Source organism: Effusibacillus pohliae DSM 22757 (assembly GCF_000376225.1).
Lineage (GTDB): Bacteria > Bacillota > Bacilli > Tumebacillales > Effusibacillaceae > Effusibacillus > Effusibacillus pohliae.
Genome location: NZ_AQXL01000124.1, coordinates 40,307 through 55,593, shown reverse-complemented (window position 1 = coordinate 55,593; position 15,287 = coordinate 40,307). Strand labels below are relative to the sequence as shown.

General features: G+C 57.2%; 16 protein-coding genes. 1 reads left to right on the top strand and 15 read right to left on the bottom strand.

Annotated features, from left to right (window positions below):
• Positions 1–17: 17 nt before the first annotated feature.
• The 12 genes from phoU to C230_RS0111345 form a co-directional block, all read right to left on the bottom strand.
• On the bottom strand, positions 18–677 hold the full coding sequence (phoU, locus tag C230_RS0111400; protein WP_018132167.1) for a phosphate signaling complex protein PhoU: 660 nt from the start codon (positions 675–677) through the stop codon (positions 18–20).
• 38 nt (positions 678–715) lie between these two features.
• Positions 716–1,480 (bottom strand): phosphate ABC transporter ATP-binding protein PstB, encoded by a 765-nt coding sequence (pstB, locus tag C230_RS0111395; protein ID WP_018132166.1) that lies wholly within the window; start codon positions 1,478–1,480, stop codon positions 716–718.
• Entirely contained in the window at positions 1,480–2,337 is an 858-nt protein-coding gene (pstA, locus tag C230_RS0111390) for a phosphate ABC transporter permease PstA (RefSeq protein ID WP_018132165.1), read from the bottom strand. Before pstA ends, pstB begins: the two co-directional genes overlap by 1 nt.
• Positions 2,334–3,170 carry a phosphate ABC transporter permease subunit PstC gene (gene pstC, locus C230_RS0111385; protein WP_407635579.1) on the bottom strand — a complete coding sequence of 279 codons (837 nt, stop codon included), beginning with the start codon at positions 3,168–3,170 and terminating at the stop codon, positions 2,334–2,336. Before pstC ends, pstA begins: the two co-directional genes overlap by 4 nt.
• 186 nt (positions 3,171–3,356) lie before the next feature.
• Positions 3,357–4,244 carry a phosphate ABC transporter substrate-binding protein gene (locus C230_RS0111380; protein ID WP_018132163.1) on the bottom strand — a complete coding sequence of 296 codons (888 nt, stop codon included), beginning with the start codon at positions 4,242–4,244 and terminating at the stop codon, positions 3,357–3,359.
• A gap of 104 nt (positions 4,245–4,348) precedes the next feature.
• Entirely contained in the window at positions 4,349–5,344 is a 996-nt protein-coding gene (locus C230_RS0111375; protein WP_018132162.1) for a histidinol phosphate phosphatase domain-containing protein, read from the bottom strand.
• The gene (locus C230_RS0111370; RefSeq protein WP_018132161.1) at positions 5,341–6,141 is read right to left on the bottom strand and encodes a DeoR/GlpR family DNA-binding transcription regulator; all 801 of its coding nucleotides are present in this window, start codon (positions 6,139–6,141) and stop codon (positions 5,341–5,343) included. Before C230_RS0111370 ends, C230_RS0111375 begins: the two co-directional genes overlap by 4 nt.
• A 10-nt stretch (positions 6,142–6,151) precedes the next feature.
• Positions 6,152–7,189 carry an ABC transporter ATP-binding protein gene (locus C230_RS0111365; RefSeq protein WP_018132160.1) on the bottom strand — a complete coding sequence of 346 codons (1,038 nt, stop codon included), beginning with the start codon at positions 7,187–7,189 and terminating at the stop codon, positions 6,152–6,154.
• On the bottom strand, positions 7,186–7,980 hold the full coding sequence (locus C230_RS0111360; RefSeq protein WP_018132159.1) for an ABC transporter permease: 795 nt from the start codon (positions 7,978–7,980) through the stop codon (positions 7,186–7,188). The genes C230_RS0111365 and C230_RS0111360 overlap by 4 nt, the downstream gene beginning before the upstream one ends.
• Positions 7,977–8,828, bottom strand: coding sequence for an ABC transporter permease (locus C230_RS0111355; RefSeq protein ID WP_018132158.1), 852 nt, complete (start codon positions 8,826–8,828; stop codon positions 7,977–7,979). The genes C230_RS0111360 and C230_RS0111355 overlap by 4 nt, the downstream gene beginning before the upstream one ends.
• A 13-nt stretch (positions 8,829–8,841) precedes the next feature.
• Entirely contained in the window at positions 8,842–9,681 is an 840-nt protein-coding gene (locus C230_RS0111350; protein WP_018132157.1) for an alkaline phosphatase family protein, read from the bottom strand.
• A gap of 10 nt (positions 9,682–9,691) precedes the next feature.
• Positions 9,692–10,813, bottom strand: coding sequence for an ABC transporter substrate-binding protein (locus tag C230_RS0111345; RefSeq protein WP_018132156.1), 1,122 nt, complete (start codon positions 10,811–10,813; stop codon positions 9,692–9,694).
• Between the two features lie 287 nt (positions 10,814–11,100).
• Here C230_RS0111345 and C230_RS20190 point away from each other — a divergent pair, with 287 nt between their 5' ends.
• Positions 11,101–11,994 carry a patatin-like phospholipase family protein gene (locus C230_RS20190; RefSeq protein WP_018132155.1) on the top strand — a complete coding sequence of 298 codons (894 nt, stop codon included), beginning with the start codon at positions 11,101–11,103 and terminating at the stop codon, positions 11,992–11,994.
• Between the two features lie 119 nt (positions 11,995–12,113).
• Here C230_RS20190 and C230_RS0111335 read toward each other — a convergent pair whose 3' ends face one another.
• From C230_RS0111335 to C230_RS0111325, 3 genes are all read right to left on the bottom strand, one after another.
• Positions 12,114–13,487 (bottom strand): UDP-glucose dehydrogenase family protein, encoded by a 1,374-nt coding sequence (locus C230_RS0111335; protein WP_018132154.1) that lies wholly within the window; start codon positions 13,485–13,487, stop codon positions 12,114–12,116.
• Between the two features lie 67 nt (positions 13,488–13,554).
• A complete protein-coding gene (locus C230_RS0111330) occupies positions 13,555–14,694 on the bottom strand; it encodes an MGDG synthase family glycosyltransferase (RefSeq protein WP_018132153.1) in 1,140 nt (379 codons plus the stop codon).
• 28 nt (positions 14,695–14,722) lie between these two features.
• Positions 14,723–15,238 (bottom strand): phosphatase PAP2 family protein, encoded by a 516-nt coding sequence (locus C230_RS0111325; RefSeq protein ID WP_026174279.1) that lies wholly within the window; start codon positions 15,236–15,238, stop codon positions 14,723–14,725.
• Positions 15,239–15,287: the final 49 nt, after the last annotated feature.

The window sequence follows — 15,287 nt, the reverse complement described above, 5'->3', positions numbered from 1 at the left end:
GGGGTGCAAGTGAACCGCTACAGATTCAGGTCCTGCCGTCGGCCCGTCAGCATATAAATGACCCATTCTCCGATATTGGTTGCATGGTCGGCCACCCGTTCCAGATAGCGGGCGACCATCAACAGGTGGGTCAGCTGCCGGTTGGTCGCCAGGTCGCTGCCCATCAGGCCGAGAATCTCCTGAAAAATCGCCGCATACAGCTGGTCTACCTGATCATCTTTGGCGGCCAACCCTTCCGCCAGCGCCACATCCCGCCCGATAAACGAATTGAGCGCATCGCGCAGCATCTCCTTCGCCATATCGGCCATGCGCGGGATGTCGACCAGCGGCTTGACCAGTTGTTCGCCCGACAGGCGGATGGTGGTTTTCGCGATATCGACGGCGTGGTCCGCGATCCGTTCCAGGTCGGTGACGATTTTCATCGCCATGCCGATCGTCCGCAGGTCGCTTGCCATCGGCTGCTGCAGGGCGATCAGCCGCAGGCAGCGCTCCTCGACCAACAGCATCATGCGGTCGATCCGGTCGTCCTGGTCGATCGTCGACTGGGCCAGCTTCACATCCATTTTTGCCAGCGATTTGACCGCCTGGTAGATCGCTTCTTCTACCAGCGTGCCCATCTTCAACAGATCGGCCTGCAATTCATCCAGCGATTGGTGAAAATTCGAACGTGTATCCATCAGAGCGGTTCACTCCTTGTTTGCAATCGGTTGATCGGTCACCCGAAGCGGCCGGTGATGTAGTCCTCCGTGCGCTGATCGGCCGGCGCTGTGAAAATTTGATCCGTCTCACCTGCTTCAATCAGGTATCCGTTCAGGAAAAACGCCGTCACATCGGAAATTCGCGCCGCCTGTTGCATATTGTGGGTGACGATGATGATCGTATAATGTTCTTTCAGTGTCTGCGTCAGCTCTTCCACTTTCAGTGTCGAGATCGGGTCGAGCGCGGACGTCGGTTCATCCATCAGCAGCACTTCCGGCTCAACAGCCAGCAGCCGGGCGATGCACAGCCGCTGCTGCTGTCCGCCAGACAAGCCGAGCGCCGACTTGTGCAGCCGGTCTTTCACTTCGTCCCAGAGTGCCGCTTGCATCAGGCTTTGTTCGACGATCTCGTCGAGCAGCGATTTTTTCTTAATTCCGTGAATCCGCGGCCCGTACGCGATGTTGTCATAGATGCTCATCGGAAACGGGTTCGGCCGCTGAAACACCATGCCGACCCGCTTGCGAAGCGAGACGATATCTGTCTCCGGGGCGTACACATTCTCGCCGTCGACAAACACGCGGCCGCTGATTTTCACGCCGTCGATCAGGTCGTTCATCCGGTTCAGCGTCCGCAAAAAAGTGGATTTGCCACAGCCGGACGGCCCGATCAATGCGGTCACCGAGTTGCTTTTGACAGTGAAATCGATGTCAAACAGGGCCTGGTTTTGCCCGTAGAACAGGTTCAATTTTTCGACGCGAATTTTCTCTGCTGCCGCGTTCATTAGGATCCCCCCGAGAGTCGTTTCTGCAGCAAACGGCTTGGAATGGCTACCAGCAGGTTAAACAGCAACACCACGATGATCAAGAGCGCCGCGCTGCCCTGCGCGATTTGTTTGGCGTCGGGCACGATCGCCGCCGATTGCACATACCACAGGTGAACGGACAGCGTTTCCCCGGCGGCCAACGGATTGAAGTCCGGATAAAAGCGCGACACCGACAGCCCGGACGTGTAGATCAGGAGCGCCGATTCGCCCAATGCCCGGCCGGCCACCAGCGTCAGGCCGGTGATCAGATTGGGCAGCGCCGCCGGCAGGATCACTTTGCGGATCGCCTGCCATTTTGTCGAACCGAGAGCGAGCGACGCTTCCCGATACGAACCGGGAAGCGCCCGCAGCGACTCTTCCGTCACCCGGACCAGCACCGGCAGATTCATCAACGCCAGCGTCAAAGAACCGGCCAGGATCGAAAACTTAAACCCGAGCAGCGTGACGAACACCAGCAAACCAAACAAACCGAAGACGATGGAAGGAACCGAGGACAGCGACTCCACCGACAAGCGAATCAACTCGGTAAACCGGTTGCGTTTCGCGAACTCCGCCAGATAAATGCCGGCCCCCATGCCGATCGGCAGGGAGAACAAGAGCGATAAAAACAGGATATAGAACGAATTGAACAATTGCGGTCCGACGCCGCCGCCCGCAAGAATTTCCTCCGGCTTGCCGGTGATAAACTTCCAGGACAGGTGCGGCAGCCCGTCGCTCAGAATACGTAGCAAAAACCATGCGAGTATCAACACGATCAAAACGCCGGTCGCCCAAAAATAAGCGGTTGCCAGCCGGTCCGCCAGCCTGCGGCTCATTTCAGTTCCCTCCTTCGCGCAACGACCCGGATGACCAGAATCAGAAACATCGAGATCAACAGCAAAAGAAGCGCCATCAAATAAAGCGCATGATTCCAGGTTGTGCCGTAAAACGTGTTCGGCATATCCTTGACGATCGCCGTCGTCAGGACGGTTGTCGAATCGAGCAGCGATTTCGGCATTTGCGGCGCATTCCCGATCACCATAAACACCGCCATTGTTTCGCCGATCGCCCGGCCCATGCCGAGAATCACACCGGTCAGGATGCCCGGACGGGCCGCCGGCAGCAAGACTCGCCAGATCGTCTGCCAACGGGTGGCGCCGAGCGCCAGTGACGCTTCTTCCAGGCTTCTCGGCAGCGACCGGATGGCGTCCTCCGAAATCGACAGGATCGTCGGCAAAATCATGATCGCCAAGATGACAGCCGCCGGCAGCAATCCATACCCGGTCTCACCCGTCAGTTTGGCCAGGTACGGAACCAACACCGTCAGCCCGATCAGCCCGTAGACGACCGAGGGAATTCCGACGAACAGGTCGGTCGCCGGCCGCAGGATTTCCCGCATCCATTTCGGGGCGATTTTGGCCATAAACACCGCACCCGACACGGCAACCGGCACAGACAGGGCGATCGCAAGCAATGTCAGGGCAAACGTGCTGAAAAGAAACGGAAACGCGCCAAACCTTCCGTCTGCAGGCGCCCAATCGGTCGAGAAAAAGAACGTCAGCGGCGACACGCCCTGAAACGTTTGCATCCCCTGAATCCCGACAAACAGCATGATCGAAAAAATCACGGCTGACACAAGCACCGCGCTGCCGGCAAAAAGCCAGCGCATGACCCGATCTGTCTGGCGCTGCGCCTTCGACCAATTTTCGGCAGCCGATTGCTCAGACTGTTTCACACGTTGCACGGCCCCCAGTGAAGCCAATGGAATGCCCCCCTTTTTTCCGGTGTGCGAAAACGACATCAGGACGGTAGAAATACCGTCCCTGGTCGATCCGCCTACTTCTCCGCAACAGCGTTATTGCTTCAACAGGCTGGCGGGAAGGAATTTCAGTTCTTCCACGCGCTTGTTCTGGAACTCGTCGCTCAGGATATAATCGAGAAACGCTTTGACCGCGCCTTTCGGCTCGCCTTTCGTGTACATGCGCTCTTCACCGTACAGTTTGTATTTGCCGTTTTTGATGTTCTCCTTGCTGTACTCGACACCGTCGAACTTGAGGGCTTTCACGCCGTCCTTCACGTACGCGGTGTCTACATAGCCGATCGCGCCCGCGGTGGTGCTGACGGCCGTTACCATCGCGCCGCTCGACTCCTGCACGACCGCATCTTTGGTGATGTCTTTGCCGTCGAGCACGATTTGCTTCACCAGCTTGCGCGAACCGGAGCTGTCCGGCCGGGTGACGACGACGATCTTCTGGTCTTTGCCGCCGACCTCTTTCCAGTTGGTGATCTTGCCGGTCAGAATATCGGCCGCCTGCTGCTTCGTCAGGTTGTCCACATTGACGTCCTTGTTGACGATCAACGCGAACGGAGCGATCGCCACAATGTGTTCTTTCAGGTTTTTATCTTTAAACTCGTCGCCCGCTTTCACGTCGGAGTTGCCGATGTCGGACGTGCCCTCCGCCACGTTTTTCAGACCGGTGCCCGATCCGCCGCCGGATACCTGGATTTGGACGTTCGGATGTTTTTCCATGAATTCTTTCGCCGCTTGCTGCACCAGCGGCTGCAGCGCGGTCGAACCAGAAGCTGTCACGGTGCCGGACAGTTGATCATTTGCGGGAGCCGCACCGCCGCCCGGTTGAGTTTCTTTCTGTGTGCCGGCAGATCCGCAACCGGCCAAGACCCCCAGGCTCAATGTTGCGACCATCGCCAGGCTGAACGCTTTTTTCGACATCGGATGAAACACGAGTTAAATCCCCCTTCAGGTTTAACTTAAGTTCGTTTTCATTGTACTGTCCCAATGTAAACGCTTTGTGTGGGGAATGTTAAGAGAGTGTAAAGATGGGGGATTTACAGCTCCACTTCCTTGCGCACCCGGCGTTCGAACGTTGCGATCGTTTTGTAGCCGGCCGCTTTCAGTTGCTGTCTCGCCTGCGGCAGGTGATGGCCCACATGATCTGGAAAATGGGCGTCCGAGGAGGTTGTGACCGGCACCTCATACTCCGCCAGGACCTGCAGAAAGCCGGGACTGGGGCACATTTCTCGCACCGGGTAGCGGTAGTAGAGCCCGGTGTTGATCTCTGTTGCAACATCATGCCGTTTCAACGCCTGCGCAATCCGCCTGTAAAAAGGAATCAGCGCTGTCTCGTCGGGCCGATAGCCAAACACCTTGATGTTGTCCGGATGTGCCAGGATATCAAACAACCCGGATGCGACTGCGCGTTCCATCAACTGAAAAAAATGATCGTACAGATCGAGCAGATTCTCCCGCTGAAACCGTTCCCGCGTGTCCGGATTGTCAAATCCCCACCCGTCGACAAAATGGACCGATCCGATCACATGGTCCCAGGCATGCTGGCGCAAAATCCCGGCCAGTTCCGTCTCCCCGCCGGCGAAATAGTCAGCCTCCACACCCACCCGCAGACGGATGCCGTCGGCCGCCCATCTTTCCTTCTGCTGCTCTAGAAAATCGCAAAAGTCGGCGACCGAAGCGACGCACACCTGATCCAGCCAGCGCCGCTGCAGCCGCCCCAAATCGTCATTCCCGAGATGAATATGCCGTTCATAATACGGCTTGTACTCGCGAAACCGGTATAGATGGTCGACGATCCCGACCTCTCGCAAACCCTGCTGTTTCGCCCGCACCCGATAGAGGTCCAGCCATTCCGGTGAAAAGGCGCCCGCTTCCACCCGCCTGGCCATCGCCGACGATAATTTGCCGATCCAATCCCGCGAATGCTTGTCCTCCCGCCAACTGGCAAACGCCAGCAGCGCTTCCGCCGTCCGGTTCCACCAGCGGATCGAATACGGCCCCTCTTCCAGGTGCACATGATAATCCACGTTCATACCGTCTCCCTCTCCTTTGCCGTCATCCATGTAATTCCAGTCGCCCCCAGTTCGGCCTTCCACGAGGCGGGCATCTCCACGTCCGATACAATCACGTCGATTTCCTCCAGCGAAGCGATTCTGCAAAACGCTTGCACGCCGATTTTTGACTGGTCGGCCAACACGATCGACTCCTTCGATACCGATATCATCACTCGCGAGACCGTCGCTTCCTGAATGTCATAATCGCTGATACCGGAGTCGAGAGAAACGCCGCCCACCGAGATGAACGCCTTATCGATGTGGAAAGTTTGCAGCATTTTTTCGCATAACGGGCCGCTGATCGACTGCTGCTCGGGGTTCAGTTCCCCTCCCAGCAGGATGATTTTGCCGGTGAACAGCCCCTGATTCAAAGAATCGGTCAACAAACTGGCCACCGGCAACGAATTGGTCAATACGGTCAACCGCTTTCTGCCCCGGATCGAACGAGCCAACTCCAACGTGGTCGTGCCCGTGTCGATCACCACCGTTTCGCCGTCCCGCAGCAGTTCAGCCGCCAGTTTGCCGATCCGCTGTTTTTCCGCCTGATGCAAGCTCTGCCTTTGCAGATAGGGAGGCTCGCCTGTCTGATACGATTGTTTGACCGCTCCCCCATACACCCGTTTCAGTTTGCCAAGCCGTTCCAAACTGTCCAGATCGCGGCGGATCGTTTCGTGTGACACCTGCAATTGCCTTGCCAGCGGCTCCACCTTCACCTTGCCGTAGCGGTCCAACTGATCCAGAATAACCCGTTTTCGTTCCTCCGACAAAACAGACACGCTTCCCACCTCACTGCAGAACGACGCAAGCATCCACAGGAATTCGGATTTTCACTTGCATATCTTTTTGAATCCAAAGCATGTCAGGCGTATTCAGACGGTCTACCTGCAACATGAGTCCCCTCGCTTCCACCTGGTAACGAAGCACGTTGCCTGTTACGGTGACCGTACGGACCGTTCCTGCCACCACCCAATCCGTTTCAGCGCATGCAAGATCGGTTTCCTGCGGCAGCAGTTGGATCAATTCCGGGCGAATGGCAAAATGCGCCCCGGCAGCCACCGCTCCAGCACACCCGTCCGCCAGTTGCTGCAGTTGCGCCCGCGTCAGCACATTGTAATGGCCGATGAACCGGGCGACAAATTCGTTGGCCGGATGCGCATAAATTTGCTCCGGAGTGCCGGATTGCACAACCGTTCCCCGGTCCATGACGAAAATGCGGTCGGAGACGGTCAGCGCTTCCTCCTGGTCGTGCGTCACCAATACGGTCGTGATCGACAATTCCTGTTGAATGCGCCGTAGTTCGTTCTGCAGGTTCTTGCGGATTTTTGCATCCAGCGCGCTGAGCGGTTCATCCAACAGCAAAATTTTCGGTTCGGTCACCAGCGACCGGGCCAGCGCCACCCGTTGCTGCTGGCCGCCCGACAATTGATGCGGATACGCATCCTGTTTGCCTGTCAAATCGACCAGTTCCATCATTTTTTTCACACGCGATGCGGTTTCCCGTTTGTCGACGCCTTTCATCTTCAGACCAAACGCGATATTTTGATAGACGGTCAGATTCGGAAACAGGGCGTATGATTGAAACACCATGCCGATTCCCCGTCGCTTGGGCGAAAGGTGAGTGATATCCGCCCCATCCACGATGATCCGGCCGCCCGCTTCAACCGGTTCCAGCCCGGCGATGCAGCGAAGCAGCGTGCTTTTGCCGCAGCCGCTCGGCCCGAGCAGCGTCACCAGTTCCCCTTTCTCGATCGAAAGAGAGATGCCGTTGAGCGCCGGTGTAGCCTGAAACCGTTTGGATACGTTCCGGATCTCCACATAGCTCATAATTTGGCCCCCTTTGCCGATCTGCTGAATTTCAGCACCATCCCGGACATGATCAGGATCAACACAAAATACGCGACGACGATCGCGCTGGACAAGTGGCCGCTTTCGCTCATCCGGCGCATCAGATACACCTGCAGCAGCTCATAGTGTCCGCCGATCAGCAGATTGGCCAGCACAAACTCCCCGAACAGCATCGAGAACGATAACAGAATCGATACAATCACGCCGGGCAAAATATTCGGCAGCACGACGAGGCGGAACGCCTGCCATTTGCTGGCGCCCAGCAGTTCCGCCGCATCCGTCAGCCGGATGGCATCGATGGTCCGCAGGCTGTTGCGAATCCCCTGGTACATGAACGGCAGGATGCTGACAAAATAAGCGCCGATCAGCAGCCAAACGGTGCCCGCCAACACCAGCGGCCCGTCCGAGTACATGCGGATCAGAGCCACCGCCGCCACCACGCCCGGCACTGCATACGGCAACATCGTCAACGCCTGCAACAGACGCTCCCATTTTGGAAAGTAGACGGTGACCAGAAAAATTGTCGGCACCATCACGGCCACACTGATCAAAATCGCGGCCGTGCAGACAAATATCGTCCGCCCTGCCGCGTCAACAAACCGGGGATCGAGCAACAGGTCGCGATACCAGGCGAGCGTGAACCCTTCCGGCAGGATCGTCCGGTACCAGTCAGTCGCGATCGAATACAGAAAGGTGGCGAGCAACGGGACAAACAGATAGACGAGCACCAGAAAAACGACCGAAACATGGAACCATTTGCCTGATCTCACTGCAAATCCCTCCTGACCCGCCGCATCATCCGTTCATTGATCCACATCGCGCCGACCATCGTCACTGCCAGAATCACCGCAAGCGCACTGGCCAATTGTGGCTGGCTTACCACATCGCCCGACACCAGCGCCCCGATGCGAACCGCCAGCAGGTTGTAATTGCTTCCCACCAACGCGTAGGCGGTGGCATATGCGCCCATCGCATTCGCAAACAAAATGCTGAACGTGCCGACAACCCCCGGCAATATCACCGGAATCCCGATATGGAGCCAAAACCGGAGGGGCGAAGCGCCAAGCAGCAAGGCCGCTTCCTTCCATTGCCGCTGGATGCCATAATAAGCCGGATACAACAGCAAGATCGCCAGCGGAATTTGGAAGTAGACGTAGACCAGCGTGAGCCCGATCCAACTGTAAAGATTGAAAGAGGCGAACACATCCCAGCCCCATTTGTGCAGCAGAAGTGTAAAAATACCGTTGTTGCCGAGCAGGATCATATAGGCAAACGCCAGCGGAACCCCGGCGAAATTGGATGTCATGTTCGACAGCATCAGTATGATGTCTCGCGTCCCCGGCGACAGCCGGGTGATTGAATAGGCGGCCACAATCGCCACCAGAATGCCAACCAAACTGGAACAAAAGGAAATGAGCACGCTGTTTTGCAATGCCTGCAGATAAAATTTGCTACCAAGCGCCGTCGCATACTGGACCCATGACCATTGCCCCGTGTCCCCATCGTGCAGGCTGTCCACCGTCATGCCGACCAGGGGCAGCAGCTCAAATCCCAAAACGAGCAAAGCGAACGGCAGCAAAAACAGCAGCAACAACCGGTTCCGCCTGATCGACTTCACCCCCCATCCCTCCTCACAGATGATCGGCTTGGCGCTGTTTCAACGCCGGAAGGGTACAGGAAATCATCGCTTCCGCCGGAGCGATGCCGAGCAGCTTGCAAACGAGCGGCGCGATCGCCAACTGGGGGATGACGTCGTGATAGATACCTGGGACGAACGCGGAACCGATACAATAGAGCGGCACATCCCGCTCGTCTTTGCCGGTGCCTCCGTGCAGCCCGTCCGGATTCATCCCGTGGTCGGACGTGATCAGGATTTGATACCCGTCTTCCATCCAGATCGGCAGAAAATTGGCCAGGATGCTGTCCATCGTGATCACTTTTTCCCGGTACTGCTTGCTGTCCGAACCGAACTGATGCCCGGCGTGATCCACCCCCATCGGATGGATGTACAAAAAATGCGGATCATACTTGCGGCGAAGCACTTCCGCATCGAGCAGCAAATGGGAATCGGGATACGCATCCTCAAAATAGAAACTCCCGTATTGAATGGCGTTTCGTTCGTCTTCTTGCCAACGGTCAAGCAACGGATCAAACGGGCAACGGTTATACAATTCGCTCACCCAATAGTAAGCGGCTGCCGCGTTTCGCAACCCGTTCTCTTTTGCCAGATGAAACAAGCTTTTTTGTGCCGACAACCGCACCGCCTGATTGGAAGTTATTCCGTTGACGGAACTGGGCGTCCCGGTCAGCAACACCTCGTAGAGCGGCCGGGAGAGGCTGGGCAGCTCCGACTTGACGAGAAACCGAGCCGCCCAGTTGACCTCTACCAGGTGATTGAGATAGCCCATCTGTGAACACGCAGCCTCGTACTGCAAACCATCCACGACCACCAGGATTACTTTGTCTGCCATTCCTACCACACTACTTCACATTCACCAAAACTTGTTCTTGCCACAGCTGCGGCAATTTTTTGGCGGTCGCTTCCCAGGCGGTATAGTCCTGGATCGGCTTCGCATTCTTGTACTGCTCCTTCGGCACCAGTTTTTTGGCGACTTCCTCCGGCAGCTTCACACTGTCGCGAATCGGCCGGGCATACCCCTTCGCCAGGTTGATCTGCCCCGCATCGCTCAGGATGTATTCCCGGGCGAGCATCGCCGCATGCGGATGCGGAGCGTACTTGTTGATGATCGTCGCATAGCCGCTGACGACGCTGCCTTCCGCCGGAATCGTCACTTCAAACCGGGTGGGGTCGATTTGCTCGCGGTAGCCCAACGCGTTGAAGTCCCACAGCAGCCCGACGGCGATTTCCCCTTTTTCAAAATTCGCCACCTTCACGTCGGCCAGCGACAAACGGCCCTGTTTCGCCAGTTGCGCGAAGAAATCGATGCCCGGCTGGATGTTCTTCTCGTCCCCGCCATGCGCGATCGCAGCTGCCAGCACGGCCATCTGCGCCTGAGCCGCTTTCGTGACATCCCCAATCGCCACCTTGTAATCGCCTTTCAGCAAATCATTCCAACTTGTCGGTGGATGGCTGACCAGCTTTTTATTGGTCAAAAATGCGATGGTGCCCTGATAGCCGACCACCCAATGCCCCTGCTCGTCTTTCGCCCATTTCGGAATCTCGTCCCAATACGACGTCTTGTACGGCTGCGTCACGCCTTTTGCGACCGCCACCGGCCCGAAGGCGATCCCGACGTCGCCGATATCGGCGGTCGGACGGTTCTTCTCCGCTTCGAATTTGGCGATTTCCTCGGCGCTCGACATGTCGGTGTCCGTATGCTTCAGACCGTATTTTTGCTCCAGATCTTTCCATGTGTCCTTCCAGTTGGCCCAGGAATCCGGCATTCCGACGCTGACGACCGCCCCTTCCTGTTTGGCCAGTTTTTCAATGTCGGCCAACGCCAGCGGTTTGCCGCCCTGTGCCGGATCTGCATCGGTTTGCTTCGGGGTCGCCGTTGTACCGCACGCGGTCACTCCGACCATCACGCATCCGACAAGTCCGATCTGCAACGCCCTGCTTGCCTTCCGTTTCCAATTGCTCACCTGTCATCCCCCCGCTCTGTGCGGCATGATTTGGTTTTTGCTTTGTTGTTGTGATTTGTTGGACAAGTTTAGTGTACAGGCGGTCTGTAAACACAATGTGTCAGCGATGTAAACAAATTATGAAGACCGCCCTACAACACACTTATGTCCGCAACCGAAAAGATATTCGCTGCAAAACCATGAAAATGGCCGGAAACAACTGGGCGACAAGAATCGTCAGGCGGTCGGCGGCAGATACTATGCCCGATCAGTAAGACAAAATCAGGGAAGCGGAAAGGTAGTCGGCCATGGCAAAAGTGGGGCTTGCGCTGAGCGGTGGCGGCATCACGGGCAGCGCACACATCGGCGTTTTGCATGCGTTGGCAGAAGCGGGCATCCAGATCGACTGCATCGCAGGCAGCAGTTGCGGGGCGATCGTCGCCGCATTGTACGGATGGGGCTATTCTCCGTCGCAGCTGATCGATATGGTTCCTTCCATCAACAAGCGGTTTCTCGATTATGATTACAAAACGATTCTCCTGCGCTTGCTTTGGCCTCGCACCAAGCTGCTGGGCCTGATCAAGGGGGAACGGATTCACCGGCTGATTGCAGACAAGACCCGGCAGGCCCGGATGACCGACTTGAAAATGCCGGTCTCCATCACAGCCACCGATTTAACGCGGGCCAAACAGGTGCTCTTTGTCTCGCGGCCGTTGGCGAGGCCGCACGACGGTGTCGATCTGATTCACGAGATTCCGGTCGCCGACGCCGTTCAGGCGAGCCTTTCGATTCCTGTCGCGTTTCGGCCCGTTTTTTACAAAGACAGGGTGTACATTGACGGCGGCCTGTTGGACAATTGTCCGGTGTCCGCCGTGCGGGCGCTGGGAGCGGAAAAGGTGATTGCGGTTGATCTGGTGTTTGCCGACCCGGTCAATCGACCGTTTGACTCTCTCCAATCGATCCTGACCCGTGTCATCCACATCAACCTGGCTGCCAGATCGGCTTCCGCCACCCGGCAGGCGGACATCGTGCTGCGGCCGGATGTGCGCTCGATCGGCTTGTTCGATTTTTCCAAACTGTTCCACTGCATGGAATGCGGGTACGAACATACCCGTCAACGCATTGAAGAAATAAAAAAAGCGCTTGATACGCCGGATCCGCATCCGCCCGTTGCAAGCGCCTCCCGTTTGCTGCCGGTGTAATCACACACCACACTTCACGCCCCTGCACAGAGCGGGGGTGATCAGGACCCATTTTGAAAAAGGGGCACACGGGAAAGCCGGTTCACTTGTAATAAGGCAGAAAGGGGTGGCTAGCCCCCTCACACCGTTGTCGCCGCTGCTTCCGCCACTTCTTGTTCCGGGACGCCAACCGGAACGTAGTGAAACCCGTGCTGTTTCATCATGTGCGGAGCATACAAATTTCGGCCGTCAATCACCAGCGGATGGCGCATCAGACTTCTGATCTGTTGCAGGTCGAGCCCGTGGAATTCCTCCCACTCGGTCAGGATGACAACTGCATCCGCCCCGGTTACCGCCTGATACGCATCTGCCGCGGGCGTAAAGCAAAAATCATTTTTTAAGGATTCCATATTGACCGCCGGATCATATGCAACCACTTCCCCGCCCGCCTGCACGATCCGGGTGATGATGTCCAAAGCGGGAGCTTCCCTCACATCGTTTGTATTCGCCTTGAACGCCAATCCCAGCACGGCGATTGTTTTGCCCTGCACACCCCCCAGCCGATCCGCCAATTTTTGCACGATTCGTCCGCGCTGTTCCCGGTTGACGCGAAGCACCTCGCGAAATAGCGACACATCGACACCGTAATCCTTCCCAAGCGCCACGATCGCTTGCGTATCCTTCGGCAGGCAGGAGCCGCCAAAGCCGATGCCCGGCTGCAGATAGGCAGGACCAATCCGGCGGTCGAGCCCGATCCCGAGCGCCACCTGCTGAATATCGGCCCCCACTTGCTCGCACAGATTGGCGATCGTGTTGATATACGAAATTTTCATCGCCAAAAACGCGTTGGCCGCATATTTGATCATCTCGGCGCTCTGCCAGTCCGTAAACAGCAGCGGGCATGCGAGCGGTGCGAACAGTTGCTGCATCTTTCGCTTGGCCGCTTCCGTCCGGCAGCCGATCACCACCCGGTCCGGCGAGAGAAAATCGGCGATCGCCGTCCCCTGCCGCAAAAATTCGGGGGCGGCTACAACATCGAACCGGCTGCCTGGATGCCCGTTCAGAAAACGGGATACCGCCTGGCACGTCCCAATCGGCACGGTGCTTTTGATCGCCACCGTCAGATCGCCTTTTACACATTGTTTCAACGAATGGACCACATTCCAGAGAGCGGTCAGGTCCGGATGTCCATCATCCGCGGCAGGTGTGCCGACCGCGATGATCAGCAAGTCGAGTTCGCCGGCTGTCCGCGACAGATCGGTTGTGAACCGCAATCGTCCCGCTTGTCTGTTGCGTTCCACCATGTCCGCCAGCCCCGGCTCGTATACAGGCAGATCGCCCGCCCGGATGCGGCCGATTTTCTCCGCGTCATGGTCGACGCACACGACGTCATGCCCCCAATCGGCAAACACTGCCGCCGACACCAGACCGACATAACCAGCTCCTACGATGCCTATTTTCATCCGCATTTTCATCCCGCCCGTCGTTATGTGCTGTTCATTCATCTTCGACATCGGCGGGCCGTCTCCTACCAGGATGAAACAAAGACATTCTGCCACATCTTGGGAATGCAGGATTCTCTCAGCGTTGCGATGCCATCCGGATCGGAATGTGTCGCGGCGAATGCTGCAAAGCTTTCTCCATTACCGCTTCCGCGACCTCGGCTGCGGCAAACGGACGCCTGACGGATTCCATTTGCTGTCGCATGTTTTGTCTCCGCGAATCGTTTTCTAGCAGATCGCGCACCTGTTCCGCCCCCTCTTCCGGAGTCCCGACCGTCACCGCCACTCCCAACTCTGACATCAATTGCCCGTTGCGCCGTTCCTGCCCCGGAATCGGCGTATACAGCACCATCGGCAGCTTCATCGCCAACGCTTCCGCGATCGTCAGACCTCCCGGTTTGGTCACAAGCAGATCGCTCGTCGCCATCAGCTCCGCCACCTGCCGCGTATAACCGAGGATCCTCAGATTGGCCCGATTGCCATGCCGATTTCGCAGCTCCCGGCGAAGCGACCGGTTATATCCGGATATCACCGTAATCTCATGGCCTCCGTCCGACTCGATAATCCGTTCCACCATCGGCAGCAAGCCGATCCCGAGTCCGCCCCCCATGATCAACACGCGTTTGGCAGGTGCGAACAGGCCAGGTGTCGGCCCCGATAACCGCTCGACAAACGAGTTTGCGATCGGGATGCCTGTCACTCGCACTTCGCTGCTTCCTTTCAGCCGCTCCCCTAGTGCTTCCGCGACCGTTTGCACGGGCGTGCAATACAGGTCAATCCCCGGATGCGTCCAATACCCGTGCAGATCGAAATCGGTCAACACGGTACACAATGGAATGGAAAACCCTTTTCGTTTCATCTCCGCCAGCAAGCAGGCAGGCAAAGGATGTGTACATACGACGGCATCCGGTGCCAGCCGGCGCAGCCAGGCGATGACATCTTTTCGCAATACCGTGTAGACAATGAACCGGCCGAAACGATTGATCCGTTTTTCCCGTTGCCACTCATACCACTTGCCCCACCAGCCAGGTCGGTGCGCCAAAGTTTCCAGATACAGGGTGCGGGTCACTTTGGCCGTGCGCGGGCGAAACGTATCCAGCAGATTCAGTCTCGTAACGTGCACGTTCGGATACGCGGACAACAATGCCTCTTCAATGGCGCACGCAGCCCTTTCATGTCCCGTTCCAATCGATTCGGACAACAATACGATATGCGGCATCGGCTCTCCCCCAAGAGCAGATTTGGCGCTACACGAGCATCCAGGCGGTGCCGATCCCCAACGCGGCCCCGATCGTGACATCGGACGGATAATGCAATCCCAGATACACCCGGGAAACGGCAACGGCCGCAGCCAAACTGTAAAAAACAAGGATACATGCGGGGAGCGCAACCGATAAAACGGTCGCCATACAAAAAGCGGCCGTCGCGTGTCCGGAAGGAAACGATGCATCACGCAACAGTTTGCGGCCAGTGCAGACATCTTCCAGCACTTGATACGGCCTGGGCCTCGGCAAGATTTTTTTGCAAACGGCAACGATCAGATGACTGATTAGCAAACTCAGCGCCAGATGGATGCCCGTCTGCTGCCAGCGCACACCCCCTCCGACAAGCAAAATCAGAGTGAACCCGATGCACCAGACGGCTCCCCCAAGGTGGGTAATCAGCGGCATGACCCGATCGAGCAAGGGAAACCTTAACGAATGATTCATCCAGAAAAACGTCGTGACGTCCCCGCCGCGGATCCATTCGGCCACCCTCTGCATCCTGTTTGCCCCCTCTCTCTTGCTTTCTCCTTTTACCGTACCAGCCAAA

Excerpts from the sequence above, each read along its gene's own strand:
- C230_RS0111325 (WP_026174279.1), bottom strand. The coding sequence starts at position 15,238 with ATGCAGAGGGTGGCCGAATGGATCCGCGGCGGGGACGTCACGACGTTT.
- C230_RS0111365 (WP_018132160.1), bottom strand. The coding sequence starts at position 7,189 with ATGAGCTATGTGGAGATCCGGAACGTATCCAAACGGTTTCAGGCTACA.
- C230_RS20190 (WP_018132155.1), top strand. The coding sequence starts at position 11,101 with ATGGCAAAAGTGGGGCTTGCGCTGAGCGGTGGCGGCATCACGGGCAGC.
- C230_RS0111375 (WP_018132162.1), bottom strand. The coding sequence starts at position 5,344 with ATGAACGTGGATTATCATGTGCACCTGGAAGAGGGGCCGTATTCGATC.
- pstC (WP_407635579.1), bottom strand. The coding sequence starts at position 3,170 with ATGCGCTGGCTTTTTGCCGGCAGCGCGGTGCTTGTGTCAGCCGTGATT.
- C230_RS0111350 (WP_018132157.1), bottom strand. The coding sequence starts at position 9,681 with ATGGCAGACAAAGTAATCCTGGTGGTCGTGGATGGTTTGCAGTACGAG.
- phoU (WP_018132167.1), bottom strand. The coding sequence starts at position 677 with ATGGATACACGTTCGAATTTTCACCAATCGCTGGATGAATTGCAGGCC.
- pstA (WP_018132165.1), bottom strand. The coding sequence starts at position 2,337 with ATGAGCCGCAGGCTGGCGGACCGGCTGGCAACCGCTTATTTTTGGGCG.
- pstB (WP_018132166.1), bottom strand. The coding sequence starts at position 1,480 with ATGAACGCGGCAGCAGAGAAAATTCGCGTCGAAAAATTGAACCTGTTC.
- C230_RS0111335 (WP_018132154.1), bottom strand. The coding sequence starts at position 13,487 with ATGTCGAAGATGAATGAACAGCACATAACGACGGGCGGGATGAAAATG.
- C230_RS0111330 (WP_018132153.1), bottom strand. The coding sequence starts at position 14,694 with ATGCCGCATATCGTATTGTTGTCCGAATCGATTGGAACGGGACATGAA.